Origin of the sequence: Halovenus rubra, from assembly GCF_026586665.1 — an archaeon.
GTDB classification, from domain to species: Archaea; Halobacteriota; Halobacteria; order Halobacteriales; family Haloarculaceae; genus Halovenus; species Halovenus rubra.
Map to the genome: position 1 here is coordinate 1 of NZ_JAODIY010000040.1, position 18,526 is coordinate 18,526.

Sequence of the window (18,526 nt, forward strand, 5' to 3'; positions counted from 1 at the left end):
CTGTCGTTGTGTCTGCGTCTCGTTATTGCGATCACCAACTACGAACGAGGAGATAATCCGGGAAGCACGATCATCACGGTGTGACAAGAGTTCTATGACACCCTCCAACAACAGCAACAGCAGCACAGCGATTGCGGCCTTGTAGTAGACCGGCGGGAGCCCCTCGGATGCGGCCGCCTCGTCGACTGCTTCGGCGAGTTCCTGTTCGTGTTCGTGCTCCTGCTGGAAGGTTTCGTACGCGGCGTCGAGTTGCTGGGCCAACGGCTTGACCTCGCCCGCGAAGAACTCCTCGCTGGAATTCACGATATACTCGCCAGCGGCCGTCGGCGTGATCGTCGCCACATCCGCGACTTGATCGGCGATTAACCGGTCGTCAGTATGCCCGATCGCCGTGACGGTCGGGGTGTTCGCGGTGAAGATAGCTTCCGCGACCCGCTCGGTGTTGAACGCCTGGAGGTTCGAATCACTCCCGCCGCCACGGCCGACGATGATCGAGTCGACCTCCTCGGAGCGGTCCAGATGGTGGAGGCCGTTCGCGATGGACGTGGGCGCCTCAGACCCTTGGACGGTGGCGTCCTTCACCAGGATGTCGACGGTAGGGTCCTGTTCGTGGATCGCGTTCTGGATGTCATAGCGGGCATCGCCACGGAGGGAGGTTACGACCCCAACCCGCTCTGGGAACGCCGGCGGGCGCTGTTTCTGCTCGTCGTCAAACCACCCACGCTCTTCGAGTTCGCTTCGCAGTCGCTCGACGGCAGCTGCTTGATCGCCGTCGCCGACGACGATCACCTCCCACGGCTTGAGGTCGATTTTCCCGCCTTCGACCCAGTAGTCGATGTCGCCTTCGAGGATGACCTCGGTCCCGTCCCCGAGGTCGACGTCCATGTTGCGGTAACGGTTCGCCCAGAGCATACAGGGGAGCTCGGCGTTACCGTCGGTGAGCGTGAAATAGAGTGCCGTACTGTTCTGGTGGAGGTCTGTGACTTCTCCGATACAGCGGACACCGTGGAGGGCAGGCGTCTCCTCGACGACAGACGCGATTCGGTCGTTCAGCTGTGAAACGCTGAGGACCGCTCTCGAATCGGGGTTGACCGCCTGCCGTTCAGTATCCGGTGCTTCCGCCATGTGCGTCTTCTAATACTGAAGAGCAACTTCAAAAAGCTACGTTCGAGTGATGAGGTCGACTGTGGTACCCCGGACTACAGGTCGCGGGGCTGGACCGTCTTCCGATCGTTCGCTTCGGCACGCTCGGCAGCGTCGTCGAGGAGTTCGGCGGCCTCTTCGTTGAGGGCGTCGTAGAAATCGGCCGAGACGTTGTGATCCGACAGTGCATCCTTCACAGCTGCTTTGACAATCAGGTCAGACATTCCATCACAGGATTCTCTTGTCCACCATATAAAGGTTCGAAGTTTCTCGCCGGGATTTCGGCCATAGTGCTGCCGAGACGCACTCAGGATACCAGAGAGCACTTAATCACCCCGTCAAAAGTAGGGAAACAGACGGATGCACGATTTAACCGGATTCCAGCGAGATATCTTGTACGTGATTACGGGGCTCGAAGAGCCACACGGGCTCGCAGTCAAGGACGAACTCGACGACTACTACGAACAAGAGATCAATCATGGGCGGCTCTATCCAAATCTGGACGACCTCGTCGACAAAGGGCTCCTAGAGAAAGGCGAACTCGACAAACGGACGAACGTGTATACGGTCACGAAACGTGGATTACGGGAGATCGAGGCGCGACGAGAGTGGGAAGACCAGTATCTTGAGGATGAGCAAGCAGCCACGACATCGTAGAGCCGAGTCAGTAGATTAGGGTAGAAGAAGCAAGACTGCTTTACCGATTCCTCACAAAGGTAGAGTGAAATGGACCGGCTCGTCTTCTATCACCACCCACAGGCCGAGAATTTCTCCCTCAAATTTAGCTCGGCATCGGTGGCAGAAATACTGTCTCAGCGAGAGCAATCCGACGAGTCGACAAAGCTCATCGGGTACCCCTTTGAAACACCGGTCTATGTGCTCTACGAAGGCGATTCAGAGATCGAATCTGCCCAAGACATCGACTTCGATCAGGAATGGCTGAGCGACCGTATTCGTGACCTCCCCCGTGCTGGGCAGGTTGTCGCATTCCGATTAGTAGAGTTGCTCGAAGCCGCGGTCGATGTTCGAGATGAGGATGAGTTCCGGCTCTACAAGGAGTTCGAACCGCAAAAGATCCAGCAGGCACTCGATCACGTCTCCTGGGGAGCACCGCTTCCGACCGTCGCTGGAGAGGTGATGTCGAATTTGATCCTCCGACATTCCCTCCCGAATGCGAATCATCGAACTGGCATCGCGATGCTGCAGTTCTGTATTGAGAGTGTGGACCCAGATTTTGAGATGCCACGAACGCACGTCGACGACGATTCCTGGCGAGAGTGGGTCGATCCCTATATCGTCGATTCCAAGCGGCTCATCACGGTCCGCCGGAACAACCTCCGTTTCAAGCAACTCGAAGAGCTGGACGTCGACCTCGTCGAACGGAAAGACGGGATCCAAATCCGATTAGCCGAGTTCGAGCTGGATATGCACTGGCGAGAAGCCCTCACAGAGTATGCTGGGCAGCACGAATCTCACTGTACGGACTTCGCGCAGGCAGTTCTCGAACGAGCAGGACGGGACGATCTACTTGACCGTCAAGGACCAACGAAACAAGAGTTCATCACGTATCTGGAGAACGGACTGGTCGAACGAGACTTCAGAGAAATGTTTTGATCAGTCGCGAAGCTCGGCGACCGACTGACCAACCTCACGGACGTGTTCACTTCGCTCGAGGTCGAGTTCCTCGGCGAGGTAGTCAACCGTCTCTTCGAGGCTCATATCGGAATAAAGTCCGTCTAACGGTATAAACCTAGTGCTGACGCAGCAGTGTCGCCCATCAGAGGAAGCGTTTGTGTATACCGAACTATACACCCTTCGGGAAAACTGTGGAACCGGTGACCGCATTGCGATACCCACCGAAATTACGCAGGTCGCCATCTGCTGTCCAGCAACCGAATTCAATTGAAAGAAGCTCCGAAGCGATCGGGAGCGTTTCAGTCTGCAGGTTGTGCGTCAGTCGCTGGTGTCCCGCTTGGAAGCTCGGGGATGGACAGGTCCACGCGGCGGAGCAGCTGTGCGTTGATGGCGACGATGACCGTGCTCAACGACATCAGGAGCGCACCCACAGCGGGGGAGAGCAGAATCCCGATCGGTGCCAAGACGCCTGCTGCAAGCGGAAGTGCGAAGACGTTGTATCCGGCGGCCCACACGATGTTCTCCTGCATCTTCCGGTAGCTCGCCTTACTGAGTTTCACGAGTCGCACTACATCCATCGGGTTGTTCTGCACGAGAATGACATCCGCCGACTGGACGGCGACGTCGGTGCCGCTCCCGATGGCGATCCCGACGTCGGCTCGCGTCAGCGCCGGCGCATCGTTTACACCGTCACCAACCATCCCCACGAGCTTCCCCTGGTCTTGGAGTTCCTGGACTTTCTCGTCTTTGTCTTCGGGGAGGACCTCGGCGAACACCGTGTCGATGCCCAGTTCGTCAGCGACAGCGTTGGCGACGTCCTGGGAGTCGCCAGTCAGCATCGCCACTTCGATTCCCAGATCGTGGAGGGCGTCGACGACGCGGAAACTCTCTTCACGGATTACGTCGGCCATCGCGAACGCGGCGATCAACTCACTGTCACGAACGAGATACACCACCGTTTGAGCGTTCTGTCCCGCCTCGTCAGCGAAGCGCTGGAGATGGGCGGGGATCTCGCTATCGAGCTGGGTCAACAGGTTCGGCCCACCGACGTACACCTCGTTTCCATCGACGTTTGCGCGAACCCCTCGCCCTTTGATCGCCTCGAAGGCGGTCGCGTCGGGAGTAGTTAGGTCTCGCTCGTCGGCGGCCTCGCGAATCGCTCGCGCGATCATGTGTTCGGAGTCACTCTCGACGGCTGCCGCCAGCCCGAGCGCGTCGTCCTCGTCGACGCCGTTGACGGTCGCCATATCCACGACGCCGTGTTCGCCCTCGGTAAGCGTCCCTGTCTTGTCGAAGATGATCGCGTCCAGATTCCGTGCGTCTTCCATCGCGATGCGGTCGCGAACGAGCATCCCGTTGCGAGCGGCGAGCGACGTGTTGATCGCGACGACCAGCGGAATGGCGAGCCCGAGGGCGTGCGGGCAGGCGATGACGAGCACCGTCACGACTCGCTCGATGACGGTCGCGTCGAACGAGACCGCGACGGTCCACGCAATCGCCGTCACGACTGCCGCCCCGAGCGCGACGTAGAACAGCCAGCCTGCCGCCCGGTCGGCCAGTACCTGCGTCTTGGACTTGCTCTGCTGGGCTTCCTCGACGAGACGCATGATGCCCGCCAGCGTCGTCTCCTCGCCCGTCGCGCCAACACGGACGCGGAGACTACCATCGCCGTTGATGGTGCCGCCGATGACCTCGTCGCCAGGCTCCTTCGAGACGGGCTTGGACTCGCCAGTGATCATCGACTCGTTGACGTCCGAATCACCTTCCTCGACGGTGCCGTCAGCAGGGACACTTGCGCCCGGCCGGACGAGCACGAGATCGCCTTCCGAGAGCTCCCTGACGGGAACCTCCTCGGTTTCTCCGTCGTCGGTAATACGCTCGGCGGTGTCTGGCATCAGTTTCGCCAGTTCGTCGACCGCGCTGGAGGCCCGCCGGACCGACCGCATCTCGATCCAGTGGCCCAGCAGCATGATGTCGATCAGCGTGACGAGTTCCCAGAAAAACGCAGACTGCGTCGGGAAGACCACGCTCGCGAGACTGTAGACGAACGCGACGGTGATCGCCATCGAGATCAACGTCATCATCCCCGGCGACCGGTCTTTCAGCTCCGGCACCGCCATCTGGAGGAACGGCATCCCACCGTACGCGAAGACGATGACCGCGAAGACGGGGTTGATCCACTCGCTGCCCGGGAACGCGGGGACGGAGAACCCGAGCCACTCCTGCAGCATTTCGCTGTATAGCAGGACTGGGATCGACAGGAGCGTCGAGACGAAGAAGCGCCGGCGGAACATCTGCTCGTGGCCCTCGTGCATCCCGCCATGCCCCTCACCGTGGCCCTCATGGGAACCGTGGTCGTGTCCTTCGCCCTCGTGTCCAGCGTGCTCGTGCTGCTCGTCGAGCACCGTCTCACTCTCCGCAGCAGGGTGTGCCTCTTCTTCCAGTAGCTCCTGTTCTACCCGCTGCTCGTCCGACTCGGCGTCCGATTCATCCTGCTCGCCGTGTTCGTGCTGGTGACTGCTGTCGTCCTGCTGGTGTTCCCCTCCAGGGGGATTCTCATTTGTATCTTTGTGGTCGTCCATAGCCCATATTCTCTGTAGAGGTGGATCCGCTGGCCCCCTGAATCTTCCCCACTGAAACTGTACAGCAGGACCAGCGTAGCGAAGCTTCAAAGACAACGGTTGGCCGTTGTCTCGGAGTGGTCCGCGCGATTCTCAGGCGTAAGCGGTGTACCCGGCGTCTTCGACGGCCTCCACGAGAGCTGTGACATTTGCCTCACCATCGACGCTCGCCTGTTCGCTCTCCCTGTCGACGGTCACGTCAGTCACGCCGGATACCTCTTCGAGGGCCTCTTCGACCGTCTGCTCACAGTGACCGCACGTCATGCCTTCCACGATGATCGTCGTCGTCATACAGGGATACACACGGCCTCCTCTCTTTAGCGGATTTCCCCTTCGATCATACTGATATCGTGGGGCTCAAACTTTAGATTCAAAGTGATACCTGCGGCCGTAACGAACTAGACATCGGATGCGCCAGGTGTCAATAGCGAGGTGGCTCAAGTATCGTTGTGACGCTCTCTGTACGTCTTCGCCGCTAAAAAGACATAGAGTGCGCCGATAGCCCGAATGCCCAAGCGGAATCGCTCGTTCCATTCTATCGACTCTGGACGCTCGTACAGGAACGCGGTGGCAAATCTCTGATACAGGTCGGGAAATAAGAGGACTATCGCACCGAACACGCCGGTAAGATTCATCAGCAATGCGTATGCTCGCCCGTTAAAGAGTGAAAGCGCAGCTATCAGAACACCCTCCGACCGGACTGCTGGACGTATCCACCCTCTCACTGTTCCCTCGTCTGGATTCGAAATGGCGAGTTTCTCGAAGAGCTCGACGATTTCGTCCGGGAACAGCGCTGAGATAGCGCCGAGGACACCGACGAGTGTTCGAATCATACGATATGGTACGACCGATATGGATATAACTCCCACTGCGACGCTACACTATCGAGAACGAGGGGAGTCCGAACAGTAGCGGCTTCGAACCGGGCACGACGCGCAGAGGCCGCTTGTCGAATGGGCGTCCTGAATCCTTATGGATTCGGGGCATACAGGGCGTAGAGGATAGACAGCATCCCGGCTGCGGTGACGAGTGCTGCGACGAATCCTGCTTCGAAGATCGACACCTGGAGGAGTTCGAAGAGGACGCCTTCAAGGAGGCCGCCAAGCCCGACCAATGCGAAGCCGGCGGCGACGTACAGGAGTAACTGCGTGTGATGTCGTTGGTACCCGCGATAGGCCTGATATGCGATGACCAGTGCTAACGCGGTCGTGAACAGTTTGCCGATGACGAATAGCGTGTGGTCCATGATTCAGTCTCCCCGCATTTCCTCGAAGATGGTCGTAATCCGGTCGGCGGGGTCAGGCTGGATGTCGATGTTGACGTCGAAGCCCTCCGCCTGCAGGAGGATTTCGATGCGTTCGAGGCGCGCCTCATACTCGCTGTAGTGCCGTCCCCCGGGGTCGACGTGCGTATACTCCTCGAGGAGGCCCTGCTCGACGAGGCGGGTGACACGGCGCGAGACGGTCGGGCGTGACATGTCACATTCCTCGCTGAGCTCCTTCGCAGACAGGCGGTCGGTCTTCGTCGCCACGAGGATGTCGCGGGCGTACTCGTCGTCGAGTGTCGCGAAGATTTCCGACGGGTCGGCCTCCTCAGTCACACGTCTCTACTCGCGACAGGAGCGTAATATAGCCCGCCGATTTTCTGACCCAGAACGCCGGCTCGCCGTTATATCGTCTCTGCCTCCGTACTGATAGTTGAAGGTGCAATAACTATGTCCACACTCGACTCCGGCATGAATCAGCTCGAGAGCAGAGTCGGCGGTCTGACCGTCGGCGGGAAAGTTCACAGTCTCAGTGCGTGGTTCGTGCTCGCGCTCCGTCTCATGATGGGCTACGCGTTCGCGTACTCCGGGTTCACGAAGATCACCGGCGAGTTCGCCGCGGGCGGTTACCTCACGAACGTCGCGGCGACGAACGGCAACCCGCTCGCGGGGATGTTCGCGTGGATGGGGAGTACGCCGTGGTTCGTCGAGTTCGCGAACGTGGCCGTCCCGTGGGGCGAGCTGTTCATCGGCCTCGGCCTGCTCGTCGGCGCGTTCGTCCGCCTCGCGGCGTTCTTCGGCGCGCTCATGATGCTCATGTTCTACTTCGGGAACTGGGACATGAGCCACGGGTTCATCAACGGGGACTTCGCGTACATGCTCGTGTTCCTCGCGGTCGCCGCGTTCGCCGCGGGCCGCATCCTGGGCCTCGACCAGTACATCGAGAACTACGACGTCGGTGGCGAGACGCTCGTTGAGCGCTACCCCGCCCTCGAATACATCCTCGGCTAACCACGCCGAACTCTCTTCAGGAGTACAATAATGCAAAATCCAATTCAAGCACGCGGGATTCGTTCTCTGGGACTCATCGTCATCGGAGCACTGACGCTAGCCGTCATCATTGGAATGACTCTGACGCACGCTGCTGTTCCAGATACAGTGATGTGGGACTGGCATGACGGGATGTGGAATGATGGTCACATGGCCGGGTGGGGAATATGGAGCTGGGGGATGATGTTGATCGGTTTGCTGTGGATGGCACTTCTGATCGCCCTTCCCGTCTACATCGTCTACTGGCTGACAACGCGGTCGCCATCGGACGGCCCCACCGAGGATAGCGCACTCGCTGTCCTCCAGGAACGGTACGCTCGCGGCGAAATCGACGACGAGGAGTTCGAACGCCGGCGCGCCCGACTCACGCCTGACGGCGGCCGTTACTGACTGTTCTTCCCCTATTCGTCGACTTCCGTCTTCACGACGGTCGCTGGGCGGGTCGTCAATCGAAGGACGCGGTCGGTCACGCTTCCGAGCAAGGCCCGGTATTCTTCCGGCCGGTGTTTCGTTCCAAGTACAAGTAGATCCATATCTTCGGCATCAGCATACCGTACAATCGTCTCAGCCGGTCGGCCGTGCTCAATTGCTTTGACAACATTGACACCGACCTCCTTCGCTTTATATTGGATGTCTGCGATTGTTTCCGTTCCAAGTTCTTCGAGGCCATGTTCTGGGCCTTCGGCTTCATCAACGTACTCGTCACCGCTGTATGCTGTTACGACGTCCTCATCGACTACATACAGAACATGAAGATCGGCATTATGGGCCTCTGCTAGCGCGATAGCATGGGATTCAGCTTCCTCAGAAGCAACTGTCCCGTCAGTCGAGAGCAAAACCGTATCGTACATTTCTCTTTACTTATTGAGACTAGATTATAAAAGCCAGCGCTCTTGGATAGTGGCGTAGCTGGTAACACTTTTTGTAACTTCACAAAGTTTGGAGATTGTCGTCTCTCACGGTTGAAGAGTGGAGGATTTCTATGACGACCAGCTGATGCTAAGCTATTTCCTGTTATGAGTCGTACTGATTAGCATGGGTACCAGACCAACTGACCTCCGGATGGATATTGGTCGTATTGCTGATGAGTCGGTCGCCCGTGTCACGCCTGACGCCACGGTTGCCGAGATCGCTCACACGATGATCTCCCAATCGCGGTGTGCCAGGTACGTGGTCGTCGAAGAATCCGATCAGATCTCTGGTATCATCACCGATCGAGACCTGATTGCTAACCTGCTCACCGAGGAAAGCGAGTTAAGTGTGCTCACAGCCGAGACGAGTGGAGACGACGTACGAGCTGCTGACGTGATGACGCGTGACCCACTTACTGTGCCAGCAGATGCTGAGATTCCAAAAGTCCTGAGACAAATGAACGAAGCGGGTGCTCGACACGTCCCGGTTGTTGAAGACGGGAGCGTTATCGGGATGATCACTCTGGACGATTTAATTACGCATGTTGCTGGTGAGAGCGCACACGTTTCAGCTCAGATGGATAACGTAGCGGGCATCATCCGAACAGAGTCTACGCACGATTGAAACGCTAATTTGGACTCAAAGTTTTTCGTGTTGCTTGTGCTTCCAGAAATAGAGTCAGTTGAGAGAGATTATCGCATGAGGAGCCGTCTAAGGACGTAGTGGAGGATGCCGCCGTGTTCGATATAGGTCACGGCGGCCGGCGTGCCGACCTGTGCTGTGACCGGGAACTCGACAGTCGACCCGTCCGCGCGCTCGGCGATAACGGTCAGTTCGTCCATCACATCGAGCCCGTCATCGAGGCCGTGGATCGTGAAGATCTCAGACCCATCCAGACCGAGAGATTCCCACGAGTCGCCATCATCGAACTGCAGGGGGAGCACACCCATGCCGACGAGGTTGTCGCGGTAGATGCGCTCGTAACTCTCGGCGATGGTTGCGCGAACACCGAGTAGGTCCGTTCCTTTCGCCGCCCAGTCCCGGCTGGAGCCGGTACCGAACTCTTCGCCTGCCATCACGACGAGCGGGACTCCCTCCTCGCGGTAGCGCTGGCTGGCTTCGAACACGGTCGTCTGCTCGTCGGTTGGGTGGTGGATCGTATAGCCACCCTCGACATCGTCGAGCATCTCGTTCTCGATGCGGACATTGGCGAACGTTCCCCGCATCATCACCTCGTGGTTGCCCCGGCGCGCGCCGTAGGTGTTGAACTCGTGCGGCTCAACGCCGTTATCGAGCAGCCACTGGCCGGCAGGGAGGTCAGATCCGAAGGGGCCAGCAGGGCTGATGTGGTCGGTCGTAACGGTATCGCCGAGTGTCAGCAGGCAGCGTGCATCCTCAATATCGGCGACGCCGGGTTTTTCGAGGGGGAAGTCCTGGAAGAACGGCGGCTCTCGGATGTATGTCGAGTTGTCGTCCCACTCGTAGACGTCACCTGTGGGCGCGTCGAGAGCAGCCCACCGCTCGTCACCCTCGAACACAGAGGCATACTTCTCCTCGAACATCTCAGGAGAGACGTTCTCGTGGATTGCTGCCTGCACGTCCGCTGCGTCGGGCCAGATGTCCGCCAGATACACCGATCCCCCCTCCTCGTCGGTGCCTAGCGGCTCGTTCTCGAGGTCGACGTCCATCCGCCCTGCGAGGCCGTAGGCGACGACGAGCGGCGGGCTCGCGAGGTAGTTCGCGCGGATCTTCGGGTGAATACGCGCCTCGAAGTTCCGATTTCCGGAGAGGACGCTCGTCGTCCAGAGGTCGTGGTCGTCGATCGCTTGCTCGATGGGATCGGGAAGTGGTCCGGCGTTCCCGATACAAGTGGTACAGCCGTAGCCGACGACCGCGTACCCGAGCTCTTCGAGATACGGAAGCAGGCCCGATTCCTCGAGGTACTGCGTGACGACGCGACTGCCGGGTGCGAGACTCGTCTTGACGTACGGCGGGACATCTAAACCTTTCTCGACGGCGTTCTGGGCAAGCAGACCAGCAGCGATCATCACCGACGGGTTCGAAGTGTTCGTACAGCTCGTGATGGCGCTGACGAGGACGTCTCCGTGTCCAATTTCCACTGTCTCACCGTCGAGGTCGACCTCAACGCGTTTGGTTAACGGGTGCAGTTCCGATTCGGGTTCGACCTGAACACCGCCGTCGGTCTCCGCACCAGCTGCATCACCTTCGCCGAGCCACCGCTGTAGGGCGTCTTCGTCGACATCATCGAGGTCGTCTTCGAACTCCCCGTGGAGAAGTCCCCGGAAGCTCTGTTTCACGTCCCCCATCGGAATCCGGTCCTGTGGCCGCTTATGTCCGGCGAGACTCGGCTCAACAGTCGAAAGATCGAACTCGACCACCTCGGTGTATTCCGGTTCCTGTTCTCCGAATAGCCCTTGCGCTTCGAGGTACTCGCGAACAAGGTCGATGTGGGCGGGGTCACGCCCGGTGAGTTCGAGATACTCGAGCGTCTGCTCGTCGACCGGGAACATACTGATCGTCGAGCCCTGTTCGGGCGCCATATTGGCGATCGTGGCCCGGTCGGGGACTGTGAGATTCTCCACACCAGGACCGAAGAATTCGACGAACCGGTCGACGACGCCGACCTCGCGGAGCCGTTCGGTGATGTGGAGCACGAGATCCGTCGCCGTCGCGCCCTCGGGTAATTCGCCTTCGAGGCGGACGCCGACGACCTCGGGAAGTTTCATCGTGACCGGCTGACCGAGCATTGCCGCTTCCGCTTCAATGCCGCCGACGCCCCAGCCGACCACACCGATGCCACCGATCATTGGGGTGTGGCTGTCCGTGCCGACGAGTGTGTCCGGCAGGAGCCATTTCTCACCGTCTCGCTCGCGGGCGTGGACGACCCGGCCCAGATGCTCGAGATTCACCTGGTGGACGATGCCGGTCCCCGGCGGGACGACGTTGAAGTTCTCGAAGGCGTTCTGCGCCCACTTGATCGCGCGATACCGTTCGGCGTTGCGCTCGTACTCCAGTTCGACGTTCTTCTCGTAGGCGTCCTCGGAGTCGAAGTAGTCGACTTGGACGCTGTGGTCGATTACGAGATCAATAGGGATCTCTGGTTCGACCAGGGTCGGGTCCCGATCTTTGCGGTCGACTTCGGATCGAAGGGCCGCCAGGTCGACAACTGCGGGCACGCCAGTGAGATCCTGTAGGACGACTCGTGATGGAGAGAACGGAACCTCTGCGTCCGGTACGTCTGGCTTCCAGCCAGCAGCATTCTTGACATCCGCTGCAGTAACAGTTTCGCCGTCGGCGTTCCGGAGCACCGACTCAAGCAGAATACGGATGCTCACAGGGAGCGTGTCGAGGTCACAGAGCCCCTGCTCTTCGAGTGCTCGAAGATTGGCCATCTTGTACGTCGTCCCGTCGACGTCGAGCTCGCGGACGGCATCGAACGGAAGTGTATCAGTCATAGTATCTACACCTGGGATTGGCAGTCGTATCAATCCCTCTCCGAATCCGATTCGACGAGAATCGGGATTTGTTACGCAGAGGCATCGTATCCAGCGTCTTCGACCACAGTCACAAGCTCATCCCGTTCAGCGGACCCCTCGACCGTCGCGGATTCTGAGTCACGATCCGCAGTAGCAGACGTAACCCCCTCAACTTCTTCGAGTGCCTCTTCGACGGTCTGCTCGCAATGTTCACAGGTCATTCCTTCGACGGTGATTGTCTGAGTCATATCCATTCGTAGATAGGGGCGAGTATTCTATGTGGTTTTCTGCTTAGAATCCAATGTTGTCGCAGCCCTGGATCACCGATTTCGAAGGTGTGTTGTGGGCAACAATAATGTATCCTGCGAGACGAAGCGGTCGTATGCGCAATTTGGATGAAACCGACTTAGAAATCCTCTCGTTACTCGCTGATGACGCCCGCCGCCCGTTCAGCGATATTGGCGAGGAGGTCGACTTGTCGGGGCCAGCCGTGTCTGACCGGGTAAAGCGATTACAGGAAGCTGGCATCATTAACAACTTCACGATTGACGTCAACCGGGCTCATCTCCGAGCTGGTGTACCGGTATTTATTCAGGCCGAAATCGGCTCAGCGTCGTTGGAGGCCGCCCGCGAGCGGGCTCGAGAGTCAGATGGCGTTGAACACGTCTTCACGACCTCCGAAGGAGATCTTTGGTTCTATGCCCGTGTTGAAGCCCAGAACGTACGTCAGTGGGTAGATGGACTCTTTAACGAGATCGATGTAGCAGATTACACCGTCACGCTAATTGACGAGCTTGAATGGACGCCGTCCGTTGATGGCGTCGAATTTGCACTCACCTGTGCTGAATGTAACAATACCGTTGATAATCAAGGTGAAACGACGAGAATCGACGGAGAGATCTATCACTTCTGTTGTCCGTCCTGTCTCACACGGTTCGACGATCGGTATCAGCGACTCGAAGAGGGAGCGTAACGCTGTCTTTGGAATCCAAATTTTCCTGCAGTCGAAACCCCGCCTCTCGAAGCAGTAAATCGCCTAAACCTAGACCCCGTATAGTAGAACAAGCATGACAAGCCAAACAATCCATCTTGATATCACGGGAATGTCCTGCGCCAACTGTTCGGCGACGATCCAGGACACTCTCGAATCGCTCGACGGGGTATCGGAGGCGGATGCGAACTTCGCCACCGACGAGGGTTCCGTCACCTACGACCCTGAAGAGGTATCGCTCAAAGAAATCTACGACGCGATCGACGAGGCCGGGTACGGCGCAGTCTCTGAGACGGTAACGATTGCCATCTCCGATATGACCTGTGCCAACTGCGCCGAGACCAACCAAACCGCTCTTGAAAATATTCCGGGCGTCGTTAATGCGGAGGTCAATTACGCAACCGACGAAGCACAGGTCACCTACAATCCTGCGGAAGTATCTATTGGTGCGCTGTACGATGCTATCGAGGAGGCTGGCTACTCGCCCGTCCGCGAAGATGGTGCCGACGAAGAGTCGGGCCAGGACGCACGAGATGCCGCCCGTCAAGCCGAAACTCGGAAGCAACTCAGGTTGACCCTCTTTGGGGCAGTGTTATCGGCACCGTTGCTCTTCTTCCTCATCGACAATTATCTGCTCGGTGGCGCGATCGTCCCTGAAGCCGTCTTCGGTGTGGAACTTGGCTGGGTTGAGTTCCTCCTCGCCACGCCGGTACAGGCGATCCTCGGCTGGCCGTTCTATAAGAACTCGTACAAGGCGATCGTGAAGAACGGCCGCGCCAATATGGACGTGCTGATTGCGATCGGTTCAACAACGGCCTATCTATACTCTGTGGCAGTCCTTGCTGAACTCATTGCAGGTGGACTTTATTTCGACACGGCAGCCCTCATCCTCGTGTTCATCACGTTGGGTAACTATCTCGAAGCTCGGTCGAAGGGCCAAGCGGGTGAGGCCCTCCGAAAGCTCCTCGAAATGGAAGCCGAAACGGCGACCATTGTCCGCGAGGACGGCAGTGAAGAAGAAGTTCCGCTTGAAGAGGTCACAACTGGTGACCGGATGAAAATTCGTCCAGGTGAGAAGATTCCCACAGACGGTGTCGTTGTCGACGGTCAGTCTGCCGTCGACGAGTCAATGGTCACTGGCGAATCTGTGCCTGTCGAGAAAGAGGAGGGCGATGAGGTCGTCGGCTCGACGATTAACGAGAACGGCGTCCTTGTCGTGGAGGCGACGAAGGTTGGAGAAGACACGGCCCTCCAACAGATCGTCCAGACAGTCAAGGAGGCCCAGTCGCGCCAGCCCGACATCCAGAATCTCGCCGACCGCATCTCCGCGTACTTCGTGCCTGCGGTCATCGCGAACGCCCTTCTCTGGGGTGTCGTCTGGTTCCTGTTCCCCGAGGCTCTCGCTGGCTTCGTCGACTGGCTCCCGCTGTGGGGTCAGGTTGCTGGCGGCCCGGCCCCGGTCGGTGGGACCGTTTCAGTCTTCGAGTTCGCGATAATTGTCTTCGCGTCCTCGATCCTCATCGCCTGTCCCTGTGCGCTGGGGCTGGCGACGCCCGCAGCGACGATGGTCGGGACGACGATTGGTGCCCAGAACGGCGTCCTGTTCAAGGGCGGTGACATCCTCGAACGAGCGAAAGACGTCGATACAGTCGTCTTCGACAAGACGGGCACACTCACCGAAGGGGAAATGGAACTCACCGACGTGGTCGTCTTTGATAGCGATGGAAATGTGGTGACTGACGGTGGCGAGCCGACCCCAGATGGTGGACAGCTCAGCACCCGTGAGCGCCTCTCAGAGGATGATGTGCTTCGACTGGCGGCGATAGCTGAAAGCGGCAGCGAACACCCGCTCGCCCGTGCAATCGTCGAAGGGGCCGAAGAACGCGGCCTGGACGTGACTGAGCCTGACGACTTCGAGAACGTTCCGGGCCACGGGATCAAAGCAGTCATTGGTGACAGCGAGGTGCTGGTCGGCAACCGCAAGCTGCTGCGGGACAACGGGATCGACCCCTCTCCCGCTGAGGAGACGATGGAACGCCTCGAGAACGAGGGGAAGACGGCGATGCTGGTCGCCTACGAGGGGGAGCTCGTGGGTGTGGTCGCCGACGCCGACACAGTGAAGGAAAGCTCCAAGCAGGCTGTCACAGCACTCCAGGAGCGGGGAGTTGACGTGATGATGATTACGGGCGACAACGAGCGAACTGCCCGTGCGGTCGCTAAACAGGTGGGTATCGACCCGAAGAACGTCCGCGCAGGAGTCCTTCCTGAGGACAAGTCCAACGCGGTCGACAGTATTCAAGACGAGGGCCGGCAGGCGATGATGGTCGGTGACGGCGTCAACGACGCTCCGGCACTCGCGGTCGCACACGTCGGGACAGCAATCGGCTCCGGCACCGACGTCGCCATCGAAGCTGCAGACGTCACGCTGATGCGAGACGACCCGCTCGACGTGGTAAAGGCGATCCGAATCTCAGACGCGACACTCCAGAAGATCAAACAGAACCTCGTGTGGGCGCTCGGTTACAACACGGCGATGATTCCGTTAGCGTCGCTCGGCCTCCTCCAGCCCGTGCTCGCTGCAGCAGCAATGGCGTTCTCGTCGGTGTCGGTGCTGACGAACAGTCTCCTGTTCCGGCGGTACACCCCCGATCACGACTACAAGCTCTTCGGATTTCTTCGCTAACCGTCACCTCTAGATCAATGTCGAATATTTCCCGGCACACGGTTCGAAGGTACCTCGTCGAGACAGCCAGTAGCGAACCGACATACCTCCGGGCTCGCGAGATTGCCAGCGACCTCGACGGATCTCCCAAGGCAGTCGCGCAGTACCTCAGCCAGCTCCAGGACGAACTCACAATCGTTTCACTCGAACAGTGGGGGCGCTCGAAAAGCACGACGTGGCGATTGGAGGTGAACGGGTCGTGAGTACTGTCACCCGCCGCGTCGAGACTGTCCTTCCGGAGACCGGCTCACGCGAGTGGTGGGCGCTGTACCTGCTGGCCCCGCTCGTCCTTCTCGGTGGGGGCATCCTCGTGTTTCCGACGTTGGTCTACGACCGGTTCATCTGGCAGTATCTCTGGGGACCAGTCGTCGCCGATGCGGCCGGTCAGCCAGTCACGCACGAGGGGATTCGTGCTGTCCAGGGCTACAACGCGGTGAACACGGTAATCTACCTCGCGGCAGTCGTATACAGCCTCCCCGGACTACGTGCGTATCTCGACCAACTCGACGTCACGTTCGACGCACGACTGGCCTACGGGTTCGCTCCGATCATCATCGCAGGTGGGGCGATGCGCGCCCTCGAGGATCTCGGGCTGCTCGGGGACTACGCGGTGTGGTTCATCACGCCATCGATTTACATCGTCGTCACCGCTGTCACCATCCTCGCGCTCGGTGTCGGTGCACTCTTGCGTGACCAAAATATCGGATCTATCCCGCTAACAGTCGGGCTCGTCGGGTCGGTGTGGGCTGTCGGGGCCGTCTGGTGGGCTGTTTGGCACGGCCTCTCGACATCGACCCCACTCCGCCTATGGGTTCCTGTCGCGACGACGGGGATAGCGCTCGGCGTAACCGCACTCTACTACTGGGGCACGAGTTTCGCCAATATCACCCACCTTCGACACCCGCTAATTCTGCTGGCCGTTTTCGGCCAGTTGTGGGACGCTGCGCAGAATCTCATCGGTGTGACGTTCCTCGGCTACTCCCCAAAGCTGGTCGTGACGAATCTCGTGTACCAGGCGACTGGATTCTCCGGATCGACGTTCGTGCTGAAACTCGTCGTGACTGTCGGCATCGTGTGGTATCTCGCCGATGCGAAAGAGGAGATGAATCACACGTGGTGGTGGCTTATGACGTTCTTCATCGGAGCGATCGGACTCCCGATGGGCGTTCGTGGGTCACTTCGGATGCTGTTGGGAGCTTAACGATGGCCTCAAAGATTGGCAAAAACCGATGACTCGAACGTCCAAAATTGCGGTAATAGGTGGAGGGATGGCCGGGCTTGCAGCAGCTGCTGGATTCGACGACGCTGGATTCGTCGTCGAACTATATGAGCGGCAGTCCTACGATAGCAAAGGCGTTAATTGCGGAGAAGCGATGACAGCGGTATCGAAGATCCCACTCGAACCGACTGTAGAGAACGGCTTTCTCAACCCGCTGCCAGCGATGGAAGTGGAGGTGTATGACGGAATCGACGCCGATCGCCACCGCACTGGAGCCGGCACCTTTCCTGCTGCGGATACATATATAACGGACCGAAATGTCGTTGAGCAGTCCTGGGCAGAACAACTCTCAGAGAAGGGTGTTGACATCCACGAAAACCAGTCTATCACACGGACAGATTTCCACGAGTTCACCGATGAGTATGATCTCGTCGTTGATGCAACCGGTCAGCCATCACTCTCTAGTAAAGCGCTCGGAACAACCAACGAGTATTCAGGATATATGGTAGCGCTTAACAGTGATGTCGAAGGGGACTTCACCGAGTTGTACCCGAACAGCCGGATAATTCTGGAGAACTATACAGGGTACTCGTGGGCATTCCCGAAGACATCGCAACGAGCCAACGTTGGTATCGGCTGGACGGTCAGTGACCGGCCTAATGATTATATGAAGGCATTGAGGGAAGCCTGTGAGCGGAATGGGTGGCCAGTCCCGTCGCAGGAACGGACGAACGTCGCAATCATTCCCGAGGGACCAAGCCTTGATCCCGACAGAACCCATCTACCGGAGCATTCAGTCGTACGAGTGGGTGATGCTGCAGGTATAGCAAACCGACTCACCGGAAAGGGGATCTCACAGGCCGTTGAATCGGGATTCTTGGCCGCAGAGCTGGCTAACAGAAGCCAATTACACAATTATCCTGATAGATTATATCAGAGGATGAAAACGGAGTACATTTTCGCCACAGTTGTGAGATACTTTCTTGAAACTCGTAATCCCAAGGTTCTGGGAGCAGCAATTCGTGCCGCTGCCGGGATCGATATTGAAGACGTTGACCGGTCTCCGAGTGCAGTTCTACTGCGTCTCCTCCGCCACCCTGTTTTATTTGCCCGTATTTTCTCGAGACGACGAGTTTTAAACCGTGTCTATGGAGGAATGACTAACCAGTGGGAGTTAATTGATTGATATCCACTCGAGTTAAATTCTCAGAATCTGTTAGCTACTGAGAGGATCGGTAAGTACAAAGGATTAGATCAGTAGATGAATTCAGTCCCTCAAACAGAATTTTCCGAAATCCAGAAATCGGTGGGCTCAGCTTCATCGGTGCTCCTGCTTACATGCCCCAGCACACAATCAGTGCGTTGAGGGGGCCGTGTTTAATCACCTGAAGGGAGTGGAATCTCCTGTTCTGCGGCCTTCCTGATGTTGTATACTGCACACATCAGCGCAAGTTCACGGAATTCTCGATACC

The 18,526-nt window shown here is 58.3% G+C and carries 19 protein-coding genes and 1 pseudogene; 10 read left to right on the forward strand and 10 right to left on the reverse strand.

Annotation, left to right across the window (positions count from 1 at the left end; all coding sequences use genetic code 11):
* Positions 1-198: 198 nt before the first annotated feature.
* Positions 199-1,125, reverse strand: a pseudogene (xseA, locus tag N5098_RS15415) (exodeoxyribonuclease VII large subunit); the annotation flags it as partial.
* Between the two features lie 74 nt (positions 1,126-1,199).
* Entirely contained in the window at positions 1,200-1,367 is a 168-nt protein-coding gene (locus tag N5098_RS15420; RefSeq protein WP_009488216.1) for a DNA-binding protein, read from the reverse strand.
* Between the two features lie 136 nt (positions 1,368-1,503).
* On the opposite strand from N5098_RS15420, the gene N5098_RS15425 reads away from it, so the two are divergent.
* Positions 1,504-1,800 carry a helix-turn-helix transcriptional regulator gene (locus N5098_RS15425; RefSeq protein ID WP_096396450.1) on the forward strand — a complete coding sequence of 99 codons (297 nt, stop codon included), beginning with the start codon at positions 1,504-1,506 and terminating at the stop codon, positions 1,798-1,800.
* A gap of 69 nt (positions 1,801-1,869) precedes the next feature.
* Positions 1,870-2,757 (forward strand): DUF8172 family protein, encoded by an 888-nt coding sequence (locus N5098_RS15430; protein WP_267638771.1) that lies wholly within the window; start codon positions 1,870-1,872, stop codon positions 2,755-2,757.
* A 320-nt stretch (positions 2,758-3,077) separates the two neighbouring features.
* On the opposite strand, the gene N5098_RS15435 is transcribed toward N5098_RS15430, so the two are convergent.
* The 5 genes from N5098_RS15435 to N5098_RS15455 all read right to left on the reverse strand — a co-directional run bounded on the left by N5098_RS15435 (position 3,078) and on the right by N5098_RS15455 (position 6,999).
* Entirely contained in the window at positions 3,078-5,360 is a 2,283-nt protein-coding gene (locus N5098_RS15435; RefSeq protein WP_267638772.1) for a heavy metal translocating P-type ATPase, read from the reverse strand.
* 132 nt (positions 5,361-5,492) lie between these two features.
* Positions 5,493-5,690: a heavy-metal-associated domain-containing protein gene (locus N5098_RS15440; RefSeq protein WP_004594582.1), complete on the reverse strand. Its 198-nt coding sequence runs from the start codon at positions 5,688-5,690 to the stop codon at positions 5,493-5,495.
* A 146-nt stretch (positions 5,691-5,836) separates the two neighbouring features.
* Entirely contained in the window at positions 5,837-6,232 is a 396-nt protein-coding gene (locus N5098_RS15445; RefSeq protein ID WP_004594583.1) for a hypothetical protein, read from the reverse strand.
* 137 nt (positions 6,233-6,369) lie between these two features.
* Entirely contained in the window at positions 6,370-6,645 is a 276-nt protein-coding gene (locus N5098_RS15450; protein WP_004594584.1) for a DUF7521 family protein, read from the reverse strand.
* A 3-nt stretch (positions 6,646-6,648) separates the two neighbouring features.
* Entirely contained in the window at positions 6,649-6,999 is a 351-nt protein-coding gene (locus N5098_RS15455) for an ArsR/SmtB family transcription factor (protein WP_092817278.1), read from the reverse strand.
* 114 nt (positions 7,000-7,113) lie between these two features.
* Here N5098_RS15455 and N5098_RS15460 point away from each other — a divergent pair, with 114 nt between their 5' ends.
* Both N5098_RS15460 and N5098_RS15465 read left to right on the forward strand, forming a co-directional pair.
* Positions 7,114-7,674 (forward strand): DoxX family protein, encoded by a 561-nt coding sequence (locus tag N5098_RS15460; protein ID WP_092817279.1) that lies wholly within the window; start codon positions 7,114-7,116, stop codon positions 7,672-7,674.
* 30 nt (positions 7,675-7,704) lie between these two features.
* Positions 7,705-8,103: an SHOCT domain-containing protein gene (locus N5098_RS15465; RefSeq protein WP_049986209.1), complete on the forward strand. Its 399-nt coding sequence runs from the start codon at positions 7,705-7,707 to the stop codon at positions 8,101-8,103.
* An 11-nt stretch (positions 8,104-8,114) separates the two neighbouring features.
* Here N5098_RS15465 and N5098_RS15470 read toward each other — a convergent pair whose 3' ends face one another.
* A complete protein-coding gene (locus tag N5098_RS15470) occupies positions 8,115-8,564 on the reverse strand; it encodes a universal stress protein (protein ID WP_092817280.1) in 450 nt (149 codons plus the stop codon).
* Between the two features lie 184 nt (positions 8,565-8,748).
* Between N5098_RS15470 and N5098_RS15475 the strand changes: the two genes are divergently transcribed.
* Positions 8,749-9,249, forward strand: a complete 501-nt coding sequence (locus N5098_RS15475; RefSeq protein ID WP_004594590.1) for a CBS domain-containing protein — start codon at positions 8,749-8,751, stop codon at positions 9,247-9,249.
* A 68-nt stretch (positions 9,250-9,317) separates the two neighbouring features.
* Here N5098_RS15475 and acnA read toward each other — a convergent pair whose 3' ends face one another.
* Both acnA and N5098_RS15485 read right to left on the reverse strand, forming a co-directional pair.
* Positions 9,318-12,101, reverse strand: a complete 2,784-nt coding sequence (acnA, locus tag N5098_RS15480; RefSeq protein WP_267638773.1) for an aconitate hydratase AcnA — start codon at positions 12,099-12,101, stop codon at positions 9,318-9,320.
* Between the two features lie 71 nt (positions 12,102-12,172).
* Positions 12,173-12,370 carry a heavy-metal-associated domain-containing protein gene (locus N5098_RS15485; protein ID WP_049938510.1) on the reverse strand — a complete coding sequence of 66 codons (198 nt, stop codon included), beginning with the start codon at positions 12,368-12,370 and terminating at the stop codon, positions 12,173-12,175.
* A gap of 134 nt (positions 12,371-12,504) precedes the next feature.
* Between N5098_RS15485 and N5098_RS15490 the strand changes: the two genes are divergently transcribed.
* The 5 genes from N5098_RS15490 to N5098_RS15510 all read left to right on the forward strand — a co-directional run bounded on the left by N5098_RS15490 (position 12,505) and on the right by N5098_RS15510 (position 18,240).
* Complete coding sequence (locus tag N5098_RS15490; RefSeq protein WP_049986206.1) at positions 12,505-13,095, forward strand: AsnC family transcriptional regulator; 591 nt, start codon at positions 12,505-12,507, stop codon at positions 13,093-13,095.
* 94 nt (positions 13,096-13,189) lie between these two features.
* Positions 13,190-15,796, forward strand: a complete 2,607-nt coding sequence (locus N5098_RS15495; protein ID WP_004594598.1) for a heavy metal translocating P-type ATPase — start codon at positions 13,190-13,192, stop codon at positions 15,794-15,796.
* A 17-nt stretch (positions 15,797-15,813) separates the two neighbouring features.
* Complete coding sequence (locus N5098_RS15500; protein ID WP_004594599.1) at positions 15,814-16,038, forward strand: DUF7123 family protein; 225 nt, start codon at positions 15,814-15,816, stop codon at positions 16,036-16,038.
* On the forward strand, positions 16,035-17,036 hold the full coding sequence (locus N5098_RS15505; protein WP_050050397.1) for a DUF63 family protein: 1,002 nt from the start codon (positions 16,035-16,037) through the stop codon (positions 17,034-17,036). Before N5098_RS15500 ends, N5098_RS15505 begins: the two co-directional genes overlap by 4 nt.
* Before the next feature lie 28 nt (positions 17,037-17,064).
* Positions 17,065-18,240: an NAD(P)/FAD-dependent oxidoreductase gene (locus N5098_RS15510; protein ID WP_123538920.1), complete on the forward strand. Its 1,176-nt coding sequence runs from the start codon at positions 17,065-17,067 to the stop codon at positions 18,238-18,240.
* The last annotated feature ends 286 nt before the right edge of the window (positions 18,241-18,526 follow it).